This is a genomic window from Actinotalea sp., assembly GCF_041597215.1.
Lineage (GTDB): Bacteria > Actinomycetota > Actinomycetes > Actinomycetales > Cellulomonadaceae > Actinotalea.
This window is the reverse complement of record NZ_JBFHHB010000032.1, coordinates 1-18,200: the sequence shown is the minus strand read 5'-3', so window position 1 is coordinate 18,200 and position 18,200 is coordinate 1. Positions and strand designations below refer to the sequence as shown.

Sequence of the window (18,200 nt, the reverse complement as noted above, 5' to 3'; positions counted from 1 at the left end):
GGTAGCCCCAGCGGTCCAGCCCGATCACCCGATCGGCCACGCGGGCGCAGGCCCCGACCCCCTCGCAGGCGACCGGGTCCACCCGGAGCCGCGTCCTCGACTCGGGATCGTGACTCATCAGGCCACCCCCGGCCACGCGGCACCGACCCCGCCGCACGGGCGGCCGGCGGCGTGCGCGGCGACGTCGTCGTCGAAGGTGGACAGCGCCGAGGCGACCAGACGGGTGGCGCCGTCCGGGTGATGGCAGGCGCCGCGGCCCTCGATCGCGGCGGCGTCGGCCAGCAGCCGGTCCACCCCCGCTCCCCTGCGGGCGAGCGCCAGCTCGGCGAGGCCGTCCGCGAGCGCCGGCAGCCCGAAGACGCACGGTCCGCACTGCCGGGCGCTCATCGAGGCGAGGTACCTGACCAGCCCGGCGGTCTGGTGCACCCCGCACACGCCCCTGCCGATCGGCGCGATCACGCCCGACCCGAGGGAGAGCCCCTGCGCGCGCAGGGCCGACTCGTCGACCGGGAGCGGGGCGACCCGGTGCCAGGGCGCCCAGATCCCGCCGTACCCGCCGAGCAGCACAGCGCTCGGCGCCTCGTTCCAGCCGAGGTCGAGCAGCAGCCCCGCGACGGTCGTCCCGCTCTCGACCTCGACCACAGCGCGACCCTCACCGAGGACCGTCAGCAGCCGAGTGCCCGTCGGCGGGAGGCCACGGGCGAGCAGCGCGAGCCGGGCCAGCGTCTCCACGTTGTGCACCACGGTGCGGGGCGCTCCGCCGACGGGCCGCCGACGCACCGTCGGCAACGCAGGCCCCCCGTGCACGGCACGCGCGATCGCGCTGGCCTCCCCTGCCAGGTAGTGCACCGGGCCGTCGAGCACCTCGACCACGAGGCCTCCCGGCCCTGACGGGCGCTCGGCGAGAGCGGCCGACACGGCACGGCGCGCACCGTGGTCGTCGCCGTGCAGCCACAGGACGGCTCGCCGCGCGCCGAGGGCCTCGGCCGCGAGGAGCAGCCCGTCGAGCACCAGGTGCGGGCGCTGGCGCAGCAGCGTGCCGTCCTTCGCCGCCACCGGTTCGCTCTCGGCCCCGTTGGCGACCACGGTCAGCGGCCCGGTCCCGGCCAGAGCGCGACGCCACTTGGCAGCGGCCGGGACGTGCGCACCGCCCTGCCCGGTCAGCCCTGCGGCCTCGAGGACATCGACCAGCGCCGGTGTCCCGAACGGGCGGGGGCCGAGCCGTTCCTCGTGGGCGCGAGCGTCCTCGGTGGGCGTCTGCCCTGCGGGATCGGCGGGACCGCCGGACGCCAGCAGCACATCGGACAGCAGCAGCCGGGGACGGACGCCGTCGGGTGCGTCGGCCCGCCTGCTCGGCACGAGCTGGGTCTCGCTCATGATCGGGCCGCGCGGTGAGACGAGGGTGATCGCGGCGTCGTCGCCGGGCCTCGCGAGGCGTCGAGGTCGCGTGTCAGCTCGGCGACGCGATCGGCCGGGGTGCGCGCGGCGTACCGGGAGATCCCCAGCGCCACCACGGCGCTCCCGGTGGCGAGGTAGAAGCCCTGCAGCAGCGCGACGTCCGAGCCGGCCAGCACGCTGTGCGCCCAGACGAGCACCAGCACGACGGCGGCCACCTTGTGGATCGGCCACCAGACCCGTGCCGCGAACCGCCCGGCGAAGGCCGCCGTCACCCCGGTGAGCAGGCCGGCCCAGAGGGCGATGACACCGAGGGTGACCGGCACCGGTCGGTAGCCCGAGGCCATCGGCAGCACCGCGCCGCGCCAGCCGACCTGCGCCCAGGGGTCCAGCGCCAGCACCACGACGTGCAGCACGGTGAACACCAGCGTGAACGTCGCCAGCGACACGTGGACGGTCAGCCGGGTGCGCGGTGAGGGGGTGTGCAGGTGCCGCGACCACGGGTGGGCCTGGACCAGACCGGTCACGACCAGCGCGAGCAGCAGCACGTAGGACGCCAGCCCCCCAGCGCGGCCCAGCACCCAGGTGACCGCCTCCCCGGAGGTCGCGTCGAGCACCAGCAGTGCGGCGGCACCGAGACTCGCCGCTGTCGCCACCGCGAGCAGCACGGTCGCGGTGGCGAGCACGACGGGAGGACGTGCGTGGCCGGTCATCGCGCCCTCCAGATCACGACACGGTCCATCGCGGGCGAGGTGTGCACCGAGCCGTCGTCGGTGACCCACGCCGCGGCCAGTCCGCGCCCCTCGGCCTGTGCGGCGACCTCCACCGCGCCGGCCAGGAACAGGGTCTTGCTCCACACCTCTGCCCACGCCGGGTCCGCGTGCAGCACCGTCACGGACGCCAGCCCGGGCCCGCCGGGGAGCCCGGTGCGCGGGTCGACCAGGTGGTGGACAGCGCCGCCCCCGACGTGCCAGTGCCGTCGCCGCACCGAGGAGGTGGCGATCCCGCTGTCGGTGACCGCGAGGACGAGCACCGGCTCGTCGCCGCCGTGCGGGTCCTCGACACCGACCTTCCAGCCGTCGCCGTCCGGCCCCGACCCGCCGAGCCACTCGTCACCGCCGGCGTCCACCAGCACCGAGGCTCCTGTTCCCGCCAGCTCGGCCGCGGCCCCCCGCACGGCAAGGCCCTTGCCGATCCCTCCCAGGTCGATCGGGACGCCACCGAGGTGGAGGAGGTCGCCCGCCGGCCCGCCGGGGAGCACCACCGGCTGCCATGGTTCGCCCGGCACCGGCCGCGCCGGCACGCCGGACCCACCCACGCCCGGCAGCGACGTCGGGTCGCTTCCGATCGCGACGGCGAAGGTGCGGTCGTAGCCCCAGGCGATCAACGCGTCCAGCACGCGTGGGTCGAACAGCCCACCGGTCTCACGGTGGGCGCGGTGCGCCTCCGCCACGGCCTCGCCGAGCTCGCGCGGCACCCGGTGCCAGGCGTGCGGCGCGGCGTTCGCGCGGGAGAGCGCGGAGCTCTGCTCGAACCGGGTCAGGTGCCGCGCGACGTCGGCGATCCGGCCCCGGGCCCGGACCAGCGCCTCGTCGGCCCCTGACTGCGGATCGAGCACCCGCAGCTCGATCTCACTGGCCATCGACCGGAACGCGACGGTCAGCTCTCGGTGCGCCGACCGGACCGTCATCCCGAGGCCTTGGTCGTGGTCTGCGTCGGCGGGGCCGGGGCGGGCTCCTGGACGGGGGCGGGGGCCGCAACGGGTTCGGGTGCCGGAACCGGGGCGGGCGATGAGGAAGCGGCCGGGCTCGACGATCCAGCGGACGCGGAGGCTCTGGACGCTGCTGCGTTCGCCGCGGCCGCCGACGCCTCGGCCGCGCGCTGCTCGTCCTCGGCCTGGGCCGCCGCCGCGGCGAGCCGCTCGTCGAGCACCGCCTGGAGCTCGACGATCCGCTGCCTGGCCTGGGCGACCTGGACGAGCATCGCCTCGACCTGGGGGTCGGACGTCGCGGTCGCCGTCGGGACGGGCTCGGCGCTCGGGGCCGCCGTCGCGGTCGGGTCGTGCGATCCCGCCCAGGCGACGCCGGTGCCGAAGACCCCGGCGCTGAGCGGGACCATCGCGAGCGCCGCCAGGCGACGCCCGCTGCGGGCCCGGTCAGTCATCGTGGACCTCGTCGTCGTGGACCTCGTACTCGTCGTCCTCGTACTCGTGGTCCTCGTACGCATCGTCCCCGTGGTCGTCGTACGCGTCGTCCCCGTGGTCGTCGTAGGCGTCGTCCCCGTACGCAACCGGGGAGGGCGTCGCCGTCGGCGCCGCGGTAGCAGGGGTCGACGTGCGCGACGCGACCTGCGCGGTGGCGCCGCCGGCCGGGGCCGATCCGGGCCCCTGCGTGGGCGTGCTCGAGGCGATCGCACGGTCGAGGTCGTCCACCTGCCCGAGCAGGCCGTCCAGGGCGAGGGCGAGCTCGTCGACGGTCGCATCCCGGCCGTCGACAGCGGAGACCTGCGGGGTGGACGTCGACTCGGGCGGGGACGGGGTCGCCGCAGCGACGGCGACCAGCCCTGCGGTGACCAGGGCCACCCCGGCCCCGGAGGCGAGCACGGTGCGTGACGTCAGGTTCATGACAGTCCTTCCTCGACGACGCCTGGGCGGCGTGTTGAGGAGCACTCTCCTGGGGGGCAGGTGAGGGATGCGGCAACCGGCGGCTAAGGCTCGGTTAAGGGTTCCGGCGCGCGCGAGGGTCGGATGGCGGGCGCTCAGGCCGCCGGCATCACGAGGGAGATCGTCAGGCCCGGGCCGACGGCGACGTCGAGCCGGCCACCCGCACGCTCGGCGGCGCGTCTCGCCACGTCGATGCCCAGCCCGGTCCCGCCCGCTCCGCTGGCGCCACGGGCGAGCACGCCCGGGTCCGGCAGGCCCGGTCCCGCGTCGCGCACGGTGACCACGACCTCCGCGTCGACGCGAGCCACGACCAGCCCGAAGCCGGTGCCCCGCGGGGTGTGGCGGAACACGTTGTCGACCAGCCCGTCGAGTGCCGCCCCGAGGGTCGCCTCGTCCAGGGCCACGGCAGCGACCTCGTCCACGAGCTCGAGCTCGAGCTCACGGCCCTGCGCGGAGGCGGGCACCGCCCAGAAGCGTGCCCGCTCGGCGACCACCTGACGGGCGTCGCAGCGCGCGGGCGATCGCCGGTCGTGCTGGCGGGCCGAGTGGATCACCGTGTCGACGGCACCGACGAGCCCCTCGACGTGCGCGGTCAGCCGCTCCCGCTCGGCGGGGTCGGACAGGGCGTCGACGTCCAGCCGCAGGGCGGTGATCGGGGTGCGCAACCGGTGGGAGAGATCGGCGACGAGCTCCCGTTCGGCAGCGAGGAGGTCCGAGACCCGATCGCCGAGCCCGTTGAGCACCGCGCCGACCGAGGCCACCTCGGCCGGACCGGACGGTGTCACACGGGCCTCGAGGTCCCCTGCTCCGAGTCGCTCGGCCACCCCCGCCAGGTCTCGCACCGAGCGCGAGAGCCGGGCGGCGACGCGGTTCCCGGCCAGGGCCGTCCCCGCCATGAGCACCAGACCCACCACGCCCAGCACGGTCCAGGCGCGCGCGACCCCCGCGGACAGCTCCGCGTCGGGCACGAAGGTCCGCACGACGGTGGTCCCCGCCGACCCGCCCACCGGGACGAGCACCTCGGCACCCCCGGTGACCTGCGCCGTCAGGGCCGTGCCCAGTGCGGCGAGCTCGACGGCGTCGGTCCGAGGCGCCGGCACGCCGAGCACCCGCCCGTCCGGCAGGAAGGCGGTCGACTCGCGGTTCGAGGCGTTGACCGCAGCGAGCGTCGCACGCAGCCGGGCCTCGTCCGACGGGTCGCCGGCGAACACGGCGACCTGCTGAGCATCGGCCCGGGCCACCCCGATCGCGCGCTCCTGGGCCAGCGAGCGAGCGAGCAGCCCGAGCGGCACCAGGAACGCGACGAGGACGACAGAGGTCATCGCGAGGCCGTAGCGCAGCAGCAGGCTCCTCATGCCGGTGGCACCAGCTTGACCCCGACCCCGCGGACGCGGTGCAGGTAGACCGGGTGCTCGGCGCTCTCGCCGAGCTTGCGGCGCACCCAGTGCAGGTGCACGTCGACGGTCTTGTCCGCGCCGCCGTAGGGCTGGTTCCAGACCTTGGCGAGCAGCTCGCGCTTGCTCACCACCTGCCCGGGGCGCTCGGCGAGGTAGGCGAGCAGGTCGAACTCCTTGGGGCTGAGCTCCACCGGGTTCCCGGCCAGCACGACGGTGCGCGAGCGCACGTCCACGGTGAGCTCGCCGACCTCGATCGGCGTGCTGACCTCCTCGGGTGCCGCACGGCGCAGGACGGCCCGGATCCGGGCCTCGAGCTGGTCCGCGGCGAAGGGCTTGACCAGGTAGTCGTCCGCGCCCGCGTCCAGCGCGGCGATGATCCCGCGGTCGTCGTCCCGCGCCGAGATCACCAGGACCGGGACGTCCGAGACCGCCCGGATCATCGCGAGCAGCGCCGTCCCGTCCAGATCGGGCAGTCCCAGGTCCAGGAGGACCACGTCGGGACGATGCGCCACGAGGCTCTGCAGGCCCTCCATCGCCGTGGGCGCGGTCATCGTCGAGTGCTCGCGCGACGTCAGGGCCCGCACGAGGGCGGTCCGGATCGTCGCGTCGTCCTCGATGATGAGCACGTCGGCCACAGTCGGGACGTTAGGCCATCGAGGGGCCGCCGTGGGCGTTCGGGCTCGCCCGTCGTCCGCCCTCGGGAGAGCCTTGTCGTCGCCTTAACCTCCCCTTGGCCCGTCGGTGCGCGACCATGGGGTCGTGCCCGGTCGCCGACACCCTCGCTCCGTCGTCGCTGCGCTCGCGTGGCTCGGTGCCGCCACGATCGCCGGCACCGTCGCGTGGAACGCCGTCGCGGTGCTCTCGCACGACAGCGCGCGAACCGGCCTCCTGAGCGAGTCCGAGGTCGCTGCCGCTCTGGCCGACGCGCGCGCGACGACGACGCCGGGCACCAGCGCGACGGACTCACCCGCACCCACGGCACGCGCGACCGGATCACCCGAGCCGATCACCGGGCCCACTCCCACCGGCGCGCCGAGCGCAGCGCCCAGCACCGATCCGGGACCCGTTCCGGCCGGCTCCCCGACGGCGGTCGCGGCGACCTGGCAGCTCACCGGCGGGACGGTCTCGGTCGAGTGCACCGCGACCCGGATCTCGCTGCTCTTCGCGACCCCCGACGACGGCTGGACCGTCGAGGTCGGCTCGCGCGGGCCGGAGAAGGTGGAGGTCGAGCTGCACCGATCGGAGGACGAGACCAAGATCACCGCGGAGTGCTCGGACGGCACCCCGACCCGGACCGTGGAGACCCGGGGCGAGGAGCACAGCGAGGACGAGTGACCCGCGGTCACCGTCGCGGCGGACCGCTAGCCTCGACGGGTCGCCCTGCTCACCCTCGCGGGGCCCGTCGCCTGGAGCACATCGATGTCCGTCGCACCCGACCACCGCCCGCTCGACGGCCTGCTCGACGCGGCCCGGGCGATCGCCCCGGAGCTGCACGAGCTGCGCCGCAGCCTGCACCGCATCCCCGAGGTGGGCCTGGACCTGCCGAAGACGCAGGCAGCTGTTCTCGCGGCACTCGACGGGCTCGACCTGGAGGTCACGACCGGTACCGCCCTGAGCTCGGTGACGGCGGTGCTGCGCGGGGCGCGGCCCGGGCCCACCGTGCTGCTGCGCGCCGACATGGACGCGCTGCCGGTCACCGAGGACTCGACCGACGTGGCGCGCAGCGAGCACGAGGGCGTCATGCACGCCTGCGGGCACGACTTCCACATGGCCGGGCTGATCGGTGCGGCACGGCTGCTGCACGAGCGGCGAGAGGAGATCGCCGGCGCTGTGGTGCTGATGTTCCAGCCGGGCGAGGAGGGCGAGCACGGCGCCAGGTTCATGATCGACGAGGGTGTGCTGGACGCGTCCGGCGAGCGAGCGGCGGCGGCGTACGGGCTGCACGTCTTCTCGACGGGCTACCCGGCGGGTATCGCCGCGGCCCGCGCGGGAACGGAGTTCGCGGCCGTCGACACCCTGCACGTGACCGTGCACGGCACGGGCGGGCACGGGTCGGCTCCGCACCGCGCGCAGGACCCGATCCCGGTCGCTGCGGAGATCGTGCTCGCGCTCCAGGCGGCGGTGACCCGCCAGTTCTCGATCTTCGACCCGGTCGTGGTGACCGTCGGAAGGATCGTCGCCGGCACGAAGGACAACATCATCCCGGCGACCGCCCACCTGGACGCGACCGTCCGCACCTTCTCCGCCGCGACCCATGGCGTGATCGAGGAGCGGCTGCGCCGCGTCGTGGACCATGTCGCGGCCGCGCACGGCCTGAGCGCCGAGATCGACTGGGAGTCCGGCTACCCCACCACCGACAACGACCCGGCAGAGGTCGACCGCGTCGCGCGCGTGTCGACCACCCTGCTGGGCGAGCAGGGCTACGTCACGATGGCCGACCCGATCGCCGGGGCCGAGGACTTCTCCTACGTCCTGCAGCAGGTCCCGGGCGCGTACCTGATCCTCGGCGCGACACCCCAGGGCCTGGACCCGGAGACCGCGGCGTACAACCACTCCCCGCACGCGACCTTCGACGAGTCGGCGCTGCCGGTCGGGGCCGCGATCCTGGCGGGCCTGGCGCTGGACCGCCTCACGAACGCCTGACCGCCGCGGCCCGCAGGGCGCGCGCACCCTCGACGCCCACCCCGTCCCACGCGGCGAGCTCCGCCTCGCTGAACCGGAACAGCTGCTCGAGCTCGGTCAGGCCATGAGCCGTCATCGCCTCGACCAGGCCGGGTGGGACGCGGCCGTCGAGCGCTGCGAGGCTGGTGCGCGGGACCGGCTCCTTGTGCGGGAAGCGACGGTCGAACGCGTCGACCTCGGCAGGGTCGAGCCGGAAGACCGGGTCCTCGACGAACGCGCCCCGCACCCCGTCGAGCCCGCCCGGGACCAGCGCGAGGGCCATGAGCGCGTCGAAGGTCGCCCCGCCCTCCGAGGTGATGCCGACCTCCGCCCCGCGTCGGAATCCGAAGCGCGGGTAGTAGTCGGGGTGGCCGTAGACCACCACCGCCCGGTGCCCGAGTCGTGCGGCCTGCGCGAGCGTGTGCCTCATCAGCAGGGCGCCGATCCCCCGCCCCTGGCGCGCCGGGTCCACGGTGAGCGGCCCGAAGGTCAGCACGGGGTGGTCCGCGCCGCCGCCGACCACTCGCGCGCGCGAGTAGACGATGTGGCCGACGACGACACCGTCGTCCTCCGCGACGGTGGCGAGCTCCGGCACGAAGCAGTCCGCCCTGCGGAGCCGATGAACCAGCAGGTGCTCGTCGCACCGAGGGCCGCTCATCCCCCAGAAGGCGTCGCGGGTCATCACCTCGACGCGCCGGTGGTCGCGCGCCTCCTCCTGCCTCAGCGTGATCGTCATCGGGCCAGCATGGCGAGCACGCGGCGCCGATCACCACGGAATTCGACGGGCCCTCGGTGGAACGCGGGGCTCCGGCGCGGAGCGTCTCCGTCAGGCCGGGCGGGACACCCGCACCAGCACCAGGCCCGCCACCCCCGCGAGCGCGACCACGCCCGCGAGCACCGCGGCGGCCCCAAGGCTCCCTCCCGTGTCCAGCGCCCACCCCAGGGCGAGCGGCCCGACGACGGCGCCGAGGTCCCCCACCGTCCGGAAGACACCGGTGGCCCTGCCCTGCCGCTCAGCGGGCACGACGTCCGCGAGCACCACTCCGGGGACGATGCCCGCGAAGGTGACGCAGGCACCGGCGACGATCAGCAGCGCGGCGAACGGCCACGGCTCCTGCGCGAGCGGGTAGAGCGCGATCGCGAGGGCGCCGACCCCCATCGCCGGGACCATGAGGCGGCGGCGCAGACCGGCGTCCAGTGCACGAGCGGTGAGCGGCATCGCGACGAGGGACAGCACGGTGATCGCGGCCATCGCGAGACCGAGGCCGCGGGCATCGAGACCGGCACCCCTGGCGAGCAGCGGGGCGAGGGTCTGCTCCCCGCCGAATCGAGCCACGAACACCGCGAAGCCGACGACGTTCGCACCCACGACGGCCAGCACGGCCTGCCGGGTGAGGCGGACCGGGACGACGGCCGCGTCCACCGCGGCGGAACGGACCGGAGCCCAGTAGTCACGGTCGTGGCGCAGCCAGGTCCAGCCCAGCCACGCGGCCACGGGGAGGGCCGAGACGAGGAACACCGCGCGCAGACCCCATGCCGACAGCACCACACCGCCGAGCACCGGGCCGAGAGCCGCCCCCGCGAGCTGCACGGCCTGCGCGGTGGCCAGGACGGTGCCCCTGGACTGCTGTGGGGTACGCGCCGCGAGCATCGCGAGCCCGACGGTGACGACGGCGCCGCCGAGCGCCCCGCTGAGGACCCGGACCCCGATCAGCACCGGCAGCGAGGTGACGAGCCCGGTCAGCGCCGTCACCACGGCCAGTGCCGCGGCGGCACCGAGCAGCAGCGCGCGGGGACCTCGTCGGTCCGCGAGCACCCCTGCGGGGATGTTGGTCAGCAGCCGGCCGACACCGAAGGCCGAGACGACGGCCCCGAGGGCGAAGGAGCTGAGCCCGAACGCCTCGCCGAGCTCCGGAAGACCCGGGACGATGGCGCCCCAGGTGATCTGCGCCGTCGCGACGAGACCGCAGACCAGGAGCACCTGCTCGGCCATCCCCGCCGGCAGTCGCCGCCCGCTGCGCCCTGCCGGGCCCTCGGGACCCCCCGGACGGCCCGGGGCGGGGGCACCGGACCGTCCGGAGGCAACCGTGGTCACGGCGCGAGCAGGTTCTCGCGCAGCGTGGTCCCGGCGTAGCCGGAGCTCACCAGCCCGCGGCGGCGCAGCTCCGGCATGAGCAGGTTGATCACGTCGTCGAGCGAGCCGGGCATGGACAGCGGGTTGCAGATCATGAACCCGCCACGCTCCCCCGTCGCCTCGAACTGCGCCTCGAGCTCGTCCGCGACCTGCTCGGCGGTGCCGGCGATCGTCTGCTCGTAGCCGGTCGCCCACCGCCAGCCCGCGTCGAAGAACTCCTCGCGGGACATCGTCGCGCCCTCTCCCCGCTGCGCGATCAGGCGCTGGACGAACCCGGCCTGGGTCGCCTGAGCCGCGGCGATCGACGCTGCCACCTCGGCCAGCGCGAACGTGGACGGCAAGGTGGAGAAGTCGAACCCCGAGTTGTACGAGAGGTACGCGCCGACGGCGTCGAGCGGCAGCATCTCGGCCATCTGCTCCTTGCGGGCCTTGGCCTCGGACTCGGACTGCGCGACGAGCACCTGGATCGCCCAGAGGATCCCGACATCTGCCGGGTCGCGCCCGGCCTCGGTCAGGGCGGCGTCCAGCTTCGCGCGGTGCGCCACCTGGGACGGCAGGTGCCCACCCATCCCGAACACCACGTCGGCGAAGGAGGCAGAGGCGGCGATCCCCCGCGGGGAGGCCCCCGCCTGCACCAGCACCGGGTGCCCCTGCGGGCTCGGCACCGACGGGAGCGGTCCGGCGACCGAGAAGTAGGTGCCGTCGTGGTCGACGCGGTGCACCTTTGCCGGGTCGGCGAACCGGCCCGTCGCACGGTCGCGCACGATCGCATCGGGCTCGACCGAGTCCCACAGGGCGCGGCAGACCTGGACGAACTCCTCCATGCGCTCGTACCGGCCGTCGTGGTCGGGAAGGGCGTCGAGCCCGTAGTTCGCGGCGTCCGAGACCCGCCCGGAGGCCACGACGTTGAAGGCGATGCGCCCTCCCGTGACGTGGTCGAGCGAGTTGAGCAGCCGCGCGACGTAGAAGGGGTGCATGTACGTCGAGGAGTACGTCAGGCCGAACCCGATGTGCCGGGTGGCCTGGGCCATCGCCGCGATGAACGGGCTCATGTCCTGCCGGGGCCACTGGATGCCGTACTCGATCGCGGCCTCCATCGAGCCCTGCCAGGTGTCGGGGATGCCGACCCCGTCGCCGAAGAAGAGCATGTCGACTCCGCCGCGTTCGGCAGCCATCGCGAGCTCGGTGAACATCCCGAGGTCGGGGTAGTCGGCACCCACCCAGGACCCGGGCGACGCCCACTTCCCCTCGGTGTGCGTGAAGGACAGGTCGAAGGCGATCTTCATGCTCATGCCGGCACCGCCACTCGTCCGGCCGCGAACGCGGAGAGGATCTGCTCGGTGCTCGCGACGACGGCCACGTTCGCCGCGAGGATCCCCAGGGCGGACTCGTGCACCCCTGCCTCGTAGGCAGCCGTCGCGTCGCTCGCCACCAGGGTCGCCCAGCCGCGCTGGAACGCGTCCCAGACGGTCGAGCCGACGCAGCACTCCGAGGTGAGCCCCGCCGCGACGAACCACGAGATCCCCGCGGTGCGCAGCTCCTGCTCGAGGGTGGTCCCCACGAACCCGGAGTACCGGGTCTTGGCCACCACGAGCTCCCCGGGGAGCGGCTCGACGCCGTACCACTGCGCACCGGCGGTCCCGGCGACGCAGGGCTCCTCGGCACCGGGCCACGGAGCGCCGGCCGGCACCCGACGCAACCACAGGGACGTCGCCCAGGGTGCGGTCGGGTCCTGCTCGAGCCCGACCCAGACGACCCGCACCCCGCGCTCCCGCGCGCCCTCGACCAGCCGCCGGGTGGTCTCCACCGCGGCGGCGACGGCCGCGAGCCCTGCCTCGTCGACCCAGGTCAGGTGGGCCGGGTCGGCGAAGCTGCGCTGCACGTCGATGACGACGACGGCCCCCTGCTCCAACGGTCCCGGCAGCTCACGGGTGGTCCCGTCGAGCGCGGTCAGCACGGCGCTCATGCGGTCACCGCGACCGCGTCCCGGGCCCGCAGGGCCGGGAGGACGGTCTCCCCGAAGACCGGCAGGTCCGCGTGGTACTCCGGGAAGATGACCATGAGCCCGTCGATCCCGCAGAACTCGACCAGCTCGCTGATCCGCTCGGTGACCGTCTCCGCCGAACCCGAGACGACGGCGGTCTGGAAGGCCTCGTCCTCCGGGTGCTCCGCCGTCATCGACAGCGCCCGGTCCAGGGGAAGGCCCCAGGAGGTCTTCATGTTGACGATCGCCTCGACGTCGGCGCCCCGGCCGTACTCCTTGCGGCGCGCCTCGGCCTTCGCGTCCGTCTCGTCGAGGACGACGGTGAGCATCGAGTAGGTCTTGATGTCGCGTCCACGAGCCGCCGCGCGTGCCTTGACGTCGTCGCTCGCCGCCCGAAGGCCCGGCAGGTCGTCCGCCGTGAGGAACGAGCCGTCGCAGTGCCGCGCCTGCATGTCCAGACCGGCAGGCGAGCGCCCGGCGGAGATGAGGGTCGGCTTGGTCTGCGGGTGCGGACGGGACTGGCAGTCCGTCAGGTGCACGAACTCGCCGTCCATCGTCACCGAGTCCTCGGTCCACAGCCGTTCGACGGCGGTGACCCACTCCTCGGTGTAGCGGTAACGCGCGGCGTGGTCCATGTCCTCGGGCCACTCGCCCATCTGCGAGAACTCCTCGGCGTAGGCCCCGACGACGATGTTCATCCCGGCGCGGCCACCGCTGATCTCCTGCATGGTCGTGTACATCTTGGCCGCCATCGCCGGGTTGAACAGGTTGGTGTGGACGGTCGCCCACACCTTGACCCGCTCGGTGGCCTCGGCCAGCGCCGACATCAGGGAGATCGACTCCAGGGTCCGCCCCCAGTGGTCCGTGCTGCCGCCGTAGCCACGCCACTTGCCCATCGACATGATGAAGTCGAAGCCGTTCTCCTCGGCCAGGACGGCCGCCTTCTTGTTGTAGGCGTAGCTGGCGTCGGGATGCGGGGCGGTCTCGGACATGATCCAGCCACCGTTGCCGATCGGCAGGAAGATGCCGTACTCGGTCCCGCTCGTGCTGCTGTGCTCTGACGTGCTCATCTCGTCACCTCTGGGAGTTCCGGTTCGTGCGGGCCTGGGGTGCCGGCGGGGTCACTCGCCCGGCCACTGCAGCTCCGCGCCGACGTAGATCGCGTCGAGGAACGAGGAGTCGAAGGCCTCGGACGCGGCGGGCACGGAGTCCAGCTCGCCGGAGCCGAGGAGGGTGTCACCCTCGGCGGCCGTGAGCTCGGCGTCCAGGAAGCCGAGCGGCGAGCCCTCGGGCGTGGAGGACGTGACCAGGCCGACCTCGGTGGCCCAGATCGCCTCGTTCTGCGTGGTGTCGTAGCCCGCGTCGGCCAGCTCGGCGGCGAAGCCGACGCACTCGGCACCGTTGTCCTCGCAGTAGGCGAACGCGTAGGCGACGGCGCGCAGGTAGTCGGTGACCGCCTGCGGGTGCTCCTCGGCGAAGGCCGGGTTCACCGCCAGGGCACCGAAGGAGCCGACCACCCCGTAGTCCTCGGGGTTCCACTGGGTGATCTCCTCACCCATCCCGGCGAGCAGCAGCGGCTCGTTCGACTTGTAGCCGGTCAGCGCCTGGACCTGGTCGCGCGGGAGGACGCTCGGGTCGTAGCCGACCTCGACGAGGGAGATGGCGTCCACGTCGACCCCCTCGGCGACGAGCATCGCGCGCAGCGGGGCCGGCAGGGAGCCCTTGTGGCCGAGGGTCAGGCCCTCGAGCTGGCTGAGCTCGGTGATCTCGGGCATCGTCATGAGCGTCGCGATCGGGACGTGGCCCCAGGTCGCGATCCCGGTGATGTCGACCCCACCCGCGACGGCCTTGAGGACCTCCGCCTCGTTGCCGAGCGAGGTCACCTGGGCGGTGCCTGCCGCGACGAGCTGGGCGTTGCCCGCGGTGTCCCCGGTCCCGGGCTGGATCTCCACGTCGAGGCACATCTCGTCGAAGTAGCCGAGGGCCTCCGCGGCGATCGCCTCGAGGATCCCGGCGGAGGACTGGTACTGGTAGCCCGTGATGTAGGTGAGGGTGCCGGCCGCCTCGTTGGCAGCGCAGCGCTCGGCGGAGATCGTCCCGGTCTCCGTCACGGCCGTCTCGGAGGCGGTGGTCGGCGCCTCCTCGGCAGCGGAGCTCGAGGAGCAGGCCGCGAGGGCGAGGAGGGCCGCGAGGCCGGCGGCGGCAGGGGCGGCGCGGTGGCTGAGCGTGCGGGCGGAGCGGGACGGGACGGTCGTGGACATGACGGACTCCATTCACCAGCGGGACGAGGACATTGCGGGGGACGTGCGGGTAGGACAGCTGAGGTCAGCGACGACGCTGCTGGGACTCGTGCCAGAACAGCAGCCGACGCTCGAACGCGGTGATGACCGCGAGCATGAGGACGCCGAGCAGGGCGAGGCAGCCGATGGCCGCGTACATCTGCGCGAGCTGGGAGTTCGCCGCCGATGTCTTGATCACCGTGCCGAGCCCCGTGGAGGAACCGGCGGCGACGAACTCGGCGACGACGGCCCCGACGACGGACAGCGGGAGGGTGACCCGCAGCGCGGCGATCGTGTACGGCATCGCGCTGGGGATGCGCAGCCGCCGGAGCACCTCGAGCCGGGAGGCCTGCAGGGTGTGGAAGACGTCCAGCACCGGGCCCTGGACGGACCGCAGGCCGGTGGACACGTTGGCCAGGACGGGGAAGAAGGTGATGATCGCCGTGACGATCACCTTGGGTGCCATGCCGAAGCCGAAGGCCACGACGAGGCCGGGCGCCAGCGCGACGACCGGGGTCACGTTCAGCACGCTGGCGAGGGGCATGATCGCCCGGCGCAGCAGGGTGAACTCCGAGGTCAGCACCGCCAGGACGAACGCGACGCCGAAGCCGTAGACCAGCCCGAGCAGGGCGATCTGCAGGGTCGCCCAGGCGTTGGAGACGAACAGGAGCGGGTCGGCGAGGAAGGCCGTCCCGACCGCCGGCAGCCTCGGCAGGATGTACGGGTTGCCGGCAGCGACGGCCTGCCAGGCGAGCCCGACGAGGACCAGGGCGACGACGGTCGGGCCCCAGACGATCGGTCGAGCCGCCGCGGGGAGCGGCGGGATCGTCCGGCGCGCACGGGGGGCGGTCTCGGTGCGGGCGATCGATCGCGGGCGGAGTGCGGTGACGACGGCCATCTCGGTGTCCTTTCGGCAGTCGGGGGGAGTCAGGCCGGGACGAGGTCGCTGGGCACGGCCCCGGAGTCCCAGGCGCGCTGGAGGCTGTCGCGCACGCGGTCCTCGACGGCGTGCAGGCCCGGTCCCGCGAGGACCTCACGGTCGCGTGGGCGCGGCAGGTCCACGTCGATGAGCTCGTGGATCCGTCCGGGCCGGGCCGACATCACGACGATCCGGTCCGAGAGGGTCACGGCCTCGCGCACCGAGTGGGTGACGAAGACGACGGTCGTCCGCATCCGCTGCCACAACGAGAGCAGGTGCAGGCGCATCGCCTCGCGGGTGAACTCGTCGAGGGCCGAGAACGGCTCGTCCATGAGGAGCACGTCCGGCTCGAGCCCGAAGGCCCGGGCGATGGCCACCCGCTGCTGCATCCCGCCGGAGAGCTCACCGGGGTAGGCGTCGCGCTTCTCGGCGAGGCCGACGAGGTCGAGCAGCTCGTCCGGGTCCGTCCTCCCGACTGAGGACGCGCCCATCCCCTGCCGGTGGGCCCGCCGCTTGGAGGCCGCGCGGTTGACCTTCCCGGGGAGCTCGACGTTCTGCCGGACGGTGAGCCAGGGCAGCAGGGCGGGGGTCTGTGGCACGAGCCCGACCGCCTTCTGGGAGCACGCCTCCCGCGGGGTCGCCCCGTAGATGGTGATGCTCCCGGTGTCGATCGGCTCGAGCCCGGCGAGGGCACGCAGCAAGGTGGACTTGCCGCAGCCGCTCGGCCCGATGAGGCTGACGAACTCCCCGCGCCGGATGACGAGGTCGATGTCGTCGAGCGCCCGCGCCGAGGCTCCTGGGTAGGTCTTGTCGACCTCGCGGACCAGGATGTGCTCCGGGTCGGCCAGGACATGGGCCGGAAGGGTCACGGTGGTCACGGTCACTCCTCGGTCGGCGTGGTGAGGCGGTGGAAGCGCCGGCCCTGGTAGGTCAGGGGTGCGCGCTCGCCGCGGGTCACGCCGGTGACCTCGACGACGATCATCGTGTGGTCCCCCGCGGTGGTGCGCTCGTGCACCCGTCCCTCGAGGGTGACGGTCGCGCCCTGGAGCACCGGCGACCCGGTGACCCCGGGGACGAAGCTCGCGGCCGCGAACTTGTCGGCGCCGCGTGTCGCGAACACCGTCGACACCTCCGCCTGGTCCGCGGCGAGGACGTTGATCGCGACCGTCTCGGCCGCGAGGAAGGCGTCATGGCACTCGGCCGTTCCGGCCAGGCAGACCAGCACGAGCGGGGGCTCCATCGAGACCGAGGTGACCGAGTTCGCGGTGAACCCGTGCCGGGCGCCGTCGATCTCCGTGGTGACGACGCACACCGAGGTGACCATGTCCGCGAGGCCGTCGCGGAAGGCACGAGGGTCGTCGGCGAGGACGGCAACGGGAGCCGAGAGGGGGGTGGGTGAGGGCGAGTGCAGCAGAGTCATGGGAGGTCTCCACGGCGCGCGGTGCGCGCCCGGTCGTGGCGCCGACGGGTCGTCGGAGCCGGAGGAGGAGGGGGTGCCGGCCTCGGGGAGCCGGGGCGGACGCATCGTGGCTCGGGGCCCTCAGGCGGAGGCGGCGAGCACGCGGTGGTCGAGGGCCGCATGCAGCGGCCAGGCGAAGGTGTCGGCCCAGGCGGTGACCGGGTCCTCGTCCGTGCCGAGGGCCTCGAGGACCTGTTCGCGCAGGTAGAGGCCGGTCACCGGGCAGACCGCGCCGAGCTCGACGAGCACCGGCCGCAGCGTCGTCTCGACCGCGGGGGCATGGGCGGGGCTCGCGCCGACCATCACGGCCTGGGCGATCACCCCACGTAGCGCCTCGGGCCCGTAGCGGTCGAGGAAGGCCTTGAGGAGTCCGGTCGCGGCACCCTTGTAGACCGGGCTGGCCACCACGAGGAGCCGGGCGGCGGCGACCTCCGCCATGGCGGCGGCGACCTCCGGGGAGTCCGGGTCGAGCACGGCGGGCCCGAAGACTGCGAGGTCGACCAGCCGCGGGGTCGCGTCGGGAGTGAGCACCTCGGCGACGCGCAGGGCAGCGCGGGCGGTCCGGGAACCCGGCCGGGGGTTGCCGACGAGGACGACGGTTGCTTCCGGGGCGGCTGAATCGTGGGTTGACAGGCCCATGGGCCCTCCCTTCTCACGGCTGCCCACAGGGGCCACCGTTCGGATGGAGAGCGGGCGGAAGCAGAATGGTCGACGGCCCGCGGGGATCGTTGACGTTCATGACCATATCCACGGTGTGTTTCGTGGATTGCGTCGCCGTGTTACGGGTCGGAGTCGGACTCCGACGTCAGCCGTGCAGGAACCGCACCCCGCCCGTGGCGCTGACCACCGCGACCTCGATCCCTCGTTCCCGGACGGCGACCGGCAGCCAGGCCCCCGCGACGAACAGGCGCCCGTAGGGCTCGGACACCGCCAGGACGGCGCGCGCTCCCGGTGCCAGGACCCCGCGGAGCCAGTCGAGCTTGAACGCGTCCGCGATCACCCGGTTGCGCTGCAGGCTCTTGAGCTGCCCGGAGCCGCCGTTGACCGTCACGAGGAAACGCGGTGGGGCGTCGCTCGCCGCGTCGGCCCCGTCGACGCCGACCCGGACGTCCCCGCGCACCGTGAACGTCCTGGGCGCGAGCGGGACACCCAGGTGGGTCGAGAGGGCGGCGAGGACGGCCTCGTCGGAGGAGCCCGAAGGACGGGGGTCCGGTCCACGGGGGGGCAACGAGGTCATGGCGCCAGGGTAGGTGGCGTGGCTGTGCGCCCGCGGTCCTGCCCATCCCGAGCTCCCACGCCGAAGCTCCTGC

The 18,200-nt window shown here is 74.0% G+C and carries 20 protein-coding genes; 2 read left to right on the top strand and 18 right to left on the bottom strand.

Features of this window, described 5'->3' with window-relative positions; translation table 11 throughout:
• Positions 1-117: 117 nt before the first annotated feature.
• The 7 genes from ABWK99_RS04225 to ABWK99_RS04195 all read right to left on the bottom strand — a co-directional run bounded on the left by ABWK99_RS04225 (position 118) and on the right by ABWK99_RS04195 (position 6,089).
• Positions 118-1,377 carry an NADH-ubiquinone oxidoreductase-F iron-sulfur binding region domain-containing protein gene (locus ABWK99_RS04225; RefSeq protein ID WP_372593449.1) on the bottom strand — a complete coding sequence of 420 codons (1,260 nt, stop codon included), beginning with the start codon at positions 1,375-1,377 and terminating at the stop codon, positions 118-120.
• The gene (locus ABWK99_RS04220) at positions 1,374-2,108 is read right to left on the bottom strand and encodes a ferric reductase-like transmembrane domain-containing protein (protein WP_372593448.1); all 735 of its coding nucleotides are present in this window, start codon (positions 2,106-2,108) and stop codon (positions 1,374-1,376) included. The genes ABWK99_RS04225 and ABWK99_RS04220 overlap by 4 nt, the downstream gene beginning before the upstream one ends.
• On the bottom strand, positions 2,105-3,085 hold the full coding sequence (locus tag ABWK99_RS04215) for an FAD:protein FMN transferase (protein ID WP_372593447.1): 981 nt from the start codon (positions 3,083-3,085) through the stop codon (positions 2,105-2,107). The genes ABWK99_RS04220 and ABWK99_RS04215 overlap by 4 nt, the downstream gene beginning before the upstream one ends.
• On the bottom strand, positions 3,082-3,558 hold the full coding sequence (locus tag ABWK99_RS04210) for a hypothetical protein (RefSeq protein ID WP_372593446.1): 477 nt from the start codon (positions 3,556-3,558) through the stop codon (positions 3,082-3,084). Before ABWK99_RS04210 ends, ABWK99_RS04215 begins: the two co-directional genes overlap by 4 nt.
• On the bottom strand, positions 3,551-4,018 hold the full coding sequence (locus tag ABWK99_RS04205; RefSeq protein WP_372593445.1) for a hypothetical protein: 468 nt from the start codon (positions 4,016-4,018) through the stop codon (positions 3,551-3,553). The genes ABWK99_RS04210 and ABWK99_RS04205 overlap by 8 nt, the downstream gene beginning before the upstream one ends.
• Before the next feature lie 134 nt (positions 4,019-4,152).
• Complete coding sequence (locus ABWK99_RS04200) at positions 4,153-5,412, bottom strand: ATP-binding protein (protein WP_372593444.1); 1,260 nt, start codon at positions 5,410-5,412, stop codon at positions 4,153-4,155.
• The gene (locus tag ABWK99_RS04195) at positions 5,409-6,089 is read right to left on the bottom strand and encodes a response regulator transcription factor (RefSeq protein WP_372593443.1); all 681 of its coding nucleotides are present in this window, start codon (positions 6,087-6,089) and stop codon (positions 5,409-5,411) included. Before ABWK99_RS04195 ends, ABWK99_RS04200 begins: the two co-directional genes overlap by 4 nt.
• 124 nt (positions 6,090-6,213) lie before the next feature.
• Here ABWK99_RS04195 and ABWK99_RS04190 point away from each other — a divergent pair, with 124 nt between their 5' ends.
• Entirely contained in the window at positions 6,214-6,789 is a 576-nt protein-coding gene (locus ABWK99_RS04190) for a hypothetical protein (RefSeq protein ID WP_372593442.1), read from the top strand.
• Between the two features lie 84 nt (positions 6,790-6,873).
• Positions 6,874-8,097 carry a M20 family metallopeptidase gene (locus ABWK99_RS04185; protein ID WP_372593441.1) on the top strand — a complete coding sequence of 408 codons (1,224 nt, stop codon included), beginning with the start codon at positions 6,874-6,876 and terminating at the stop codon, positions 8,095-8,097.
• On the opposite strand, the gene ABWK99_RS04180 is transcribed toward ABWK99_RS04185, so the two are convergent.
• The 11 genes from ABWK99_RS04180 to ABWK99_RS04130 all read right to left on the bottom strand — a co-directional run bounded on the left by ABWK99_RS04180 (position 8,084) and on the right by ABWK99_RS04130 (position 18,127).
• A complete protein-coding gene (locus tag ABWK99_RS04180; RefSeq protein ID WP_372593440.1) occupies positions 8,084-8,851 on the bottom strand; it encodes a GNAT family N-acetyltransferase in 768 nt (255 codons plus the stop codon). The genes ABWK99_RS04185 and ABWK99_RS04180 overlap by 14 nt on opposite strands.
• A gap of 90 nt (positions 8,852-8,941) precedes the next feature.
• Positions 8,942-10,108, bottom strand: coding sequence for an MFS transporter (locus ABWK99_RS04175; RefSeq protein ID WP_372593439.1), 1,167 nt, complete (start codon positions 10,106-10,108; stop codon positions 8,942-8,944).
• A gap of 98 nt (positions 10,109-10,206) precedes the next feature.
• Positions 10,207-11,541, bottom strand: coding sequence for an NtaA/DmoA family FMN-dependent monooxygenase (locus tag ABWK99_RS04170; RefSeq protein WP_372593438.1), 1,335 nt, complete (start codon positions 11,539-11,541; stop codon positions 10,207-10,209).
• On the bottom strand, positions 11,538-12,215 hold the full coding sequence (locus ABWK99_RS04165) for a cysteine hydrolase family protein (protein WP_372593437.1): 678 nt from the start codon (positions 12,213-12,215) through the stop codon (positions 11,538-11,540). Before ABWK99_RS04165 ends, ABWK99_RS04170 begins: the two co-directional genes overlap by 4 nt.
• Positions 12,212-13,303, bottom strand: coding sequence for an LLM class flavin-dependent oxidoreductase (locus ABWK99_RS04160; protein WP_372593436.1), 1,092 nt, complete (start codon positions 13,301-13,303; stop codon positions 12,212-12,214). The genes ABWK99_RS04165 and ABWK99_RS04160 overlap by 4 nt, the downstream gene beginning before the upstream one ends.
• Positions 13,304-13,354: 51 nt before the next feature.
• On the bottom strand, positions 13,355-14,494 hold the full coding sequence (locus ABWK99_RS04155) for an ABC transporter substrate-binding protein (RefSeq protein ID WP_372593435.1): 1,140 nt from the start codon (positions 14,492-14,494) through the stop codon (positions 13,355-13,357).
• Positions 14,495-14,558: 64 nt separating this feature from the next.
• A complete protein-coding gene (locus ABWK99_RS04150) occupies positions 14,559-15,410 on the bottom strand; it encodes an ABC transporter permease (RefSeq protein ID WP_372593434.1) in 852 nt (283 codons plus the stop codon).
• 29 nt (positions 15,411-15,439) lie between these two features.
• Positions 15,440-16,309, bottom strand: coding sequence for an ABC transporter ATP-binding protein (locus tag ABWK99_RS04145; protein ID WP_372593433.1), 870 nt, complete (start codon positions 16,307-16,309; stop codon positions 15,440-15,442).
• Between the two features lie 2 nt (positions 16,310-16,311).
• Positions 16,312-16,851 carry a flavin reductase family protein gene (locus ABWK99_RS04140; RefSeq protein WP_372593432.1) on the bottom strand — a complete coding sequence of 180 codons (540 nt, stop codon included), beginning with the start codon at positions 16,849-16,851 and terminating at the stop codon, positions 16,312-16,314.
• Between the two features lie 120 nt (positions 16,852-16,971).
• Positions 16,972-17,529 (bottom strand): NADPH-dependent FMN reductase, encoded by a 558-nt coding sequence (locus tag ABWK99_RS04135; protein WP_372593431.1) that lies wholly within the window; start codon positions 17,527-17,529, stop codon positions 16,972-16,974.
• Between the two features lie 166 nt (positions 17,530-17,695).
• A complete protein-coding gene (locus ABWK99_RS04130) occupies positions 17,696-18,127 on the bottom strand; it encodes a hypothetical protein (RefSeq protein WP_372593430.1) in 432 nt (143 codons plus the stop codon).
• Positions 18,128-18,200: the final 73 nt, after the last annotated feature.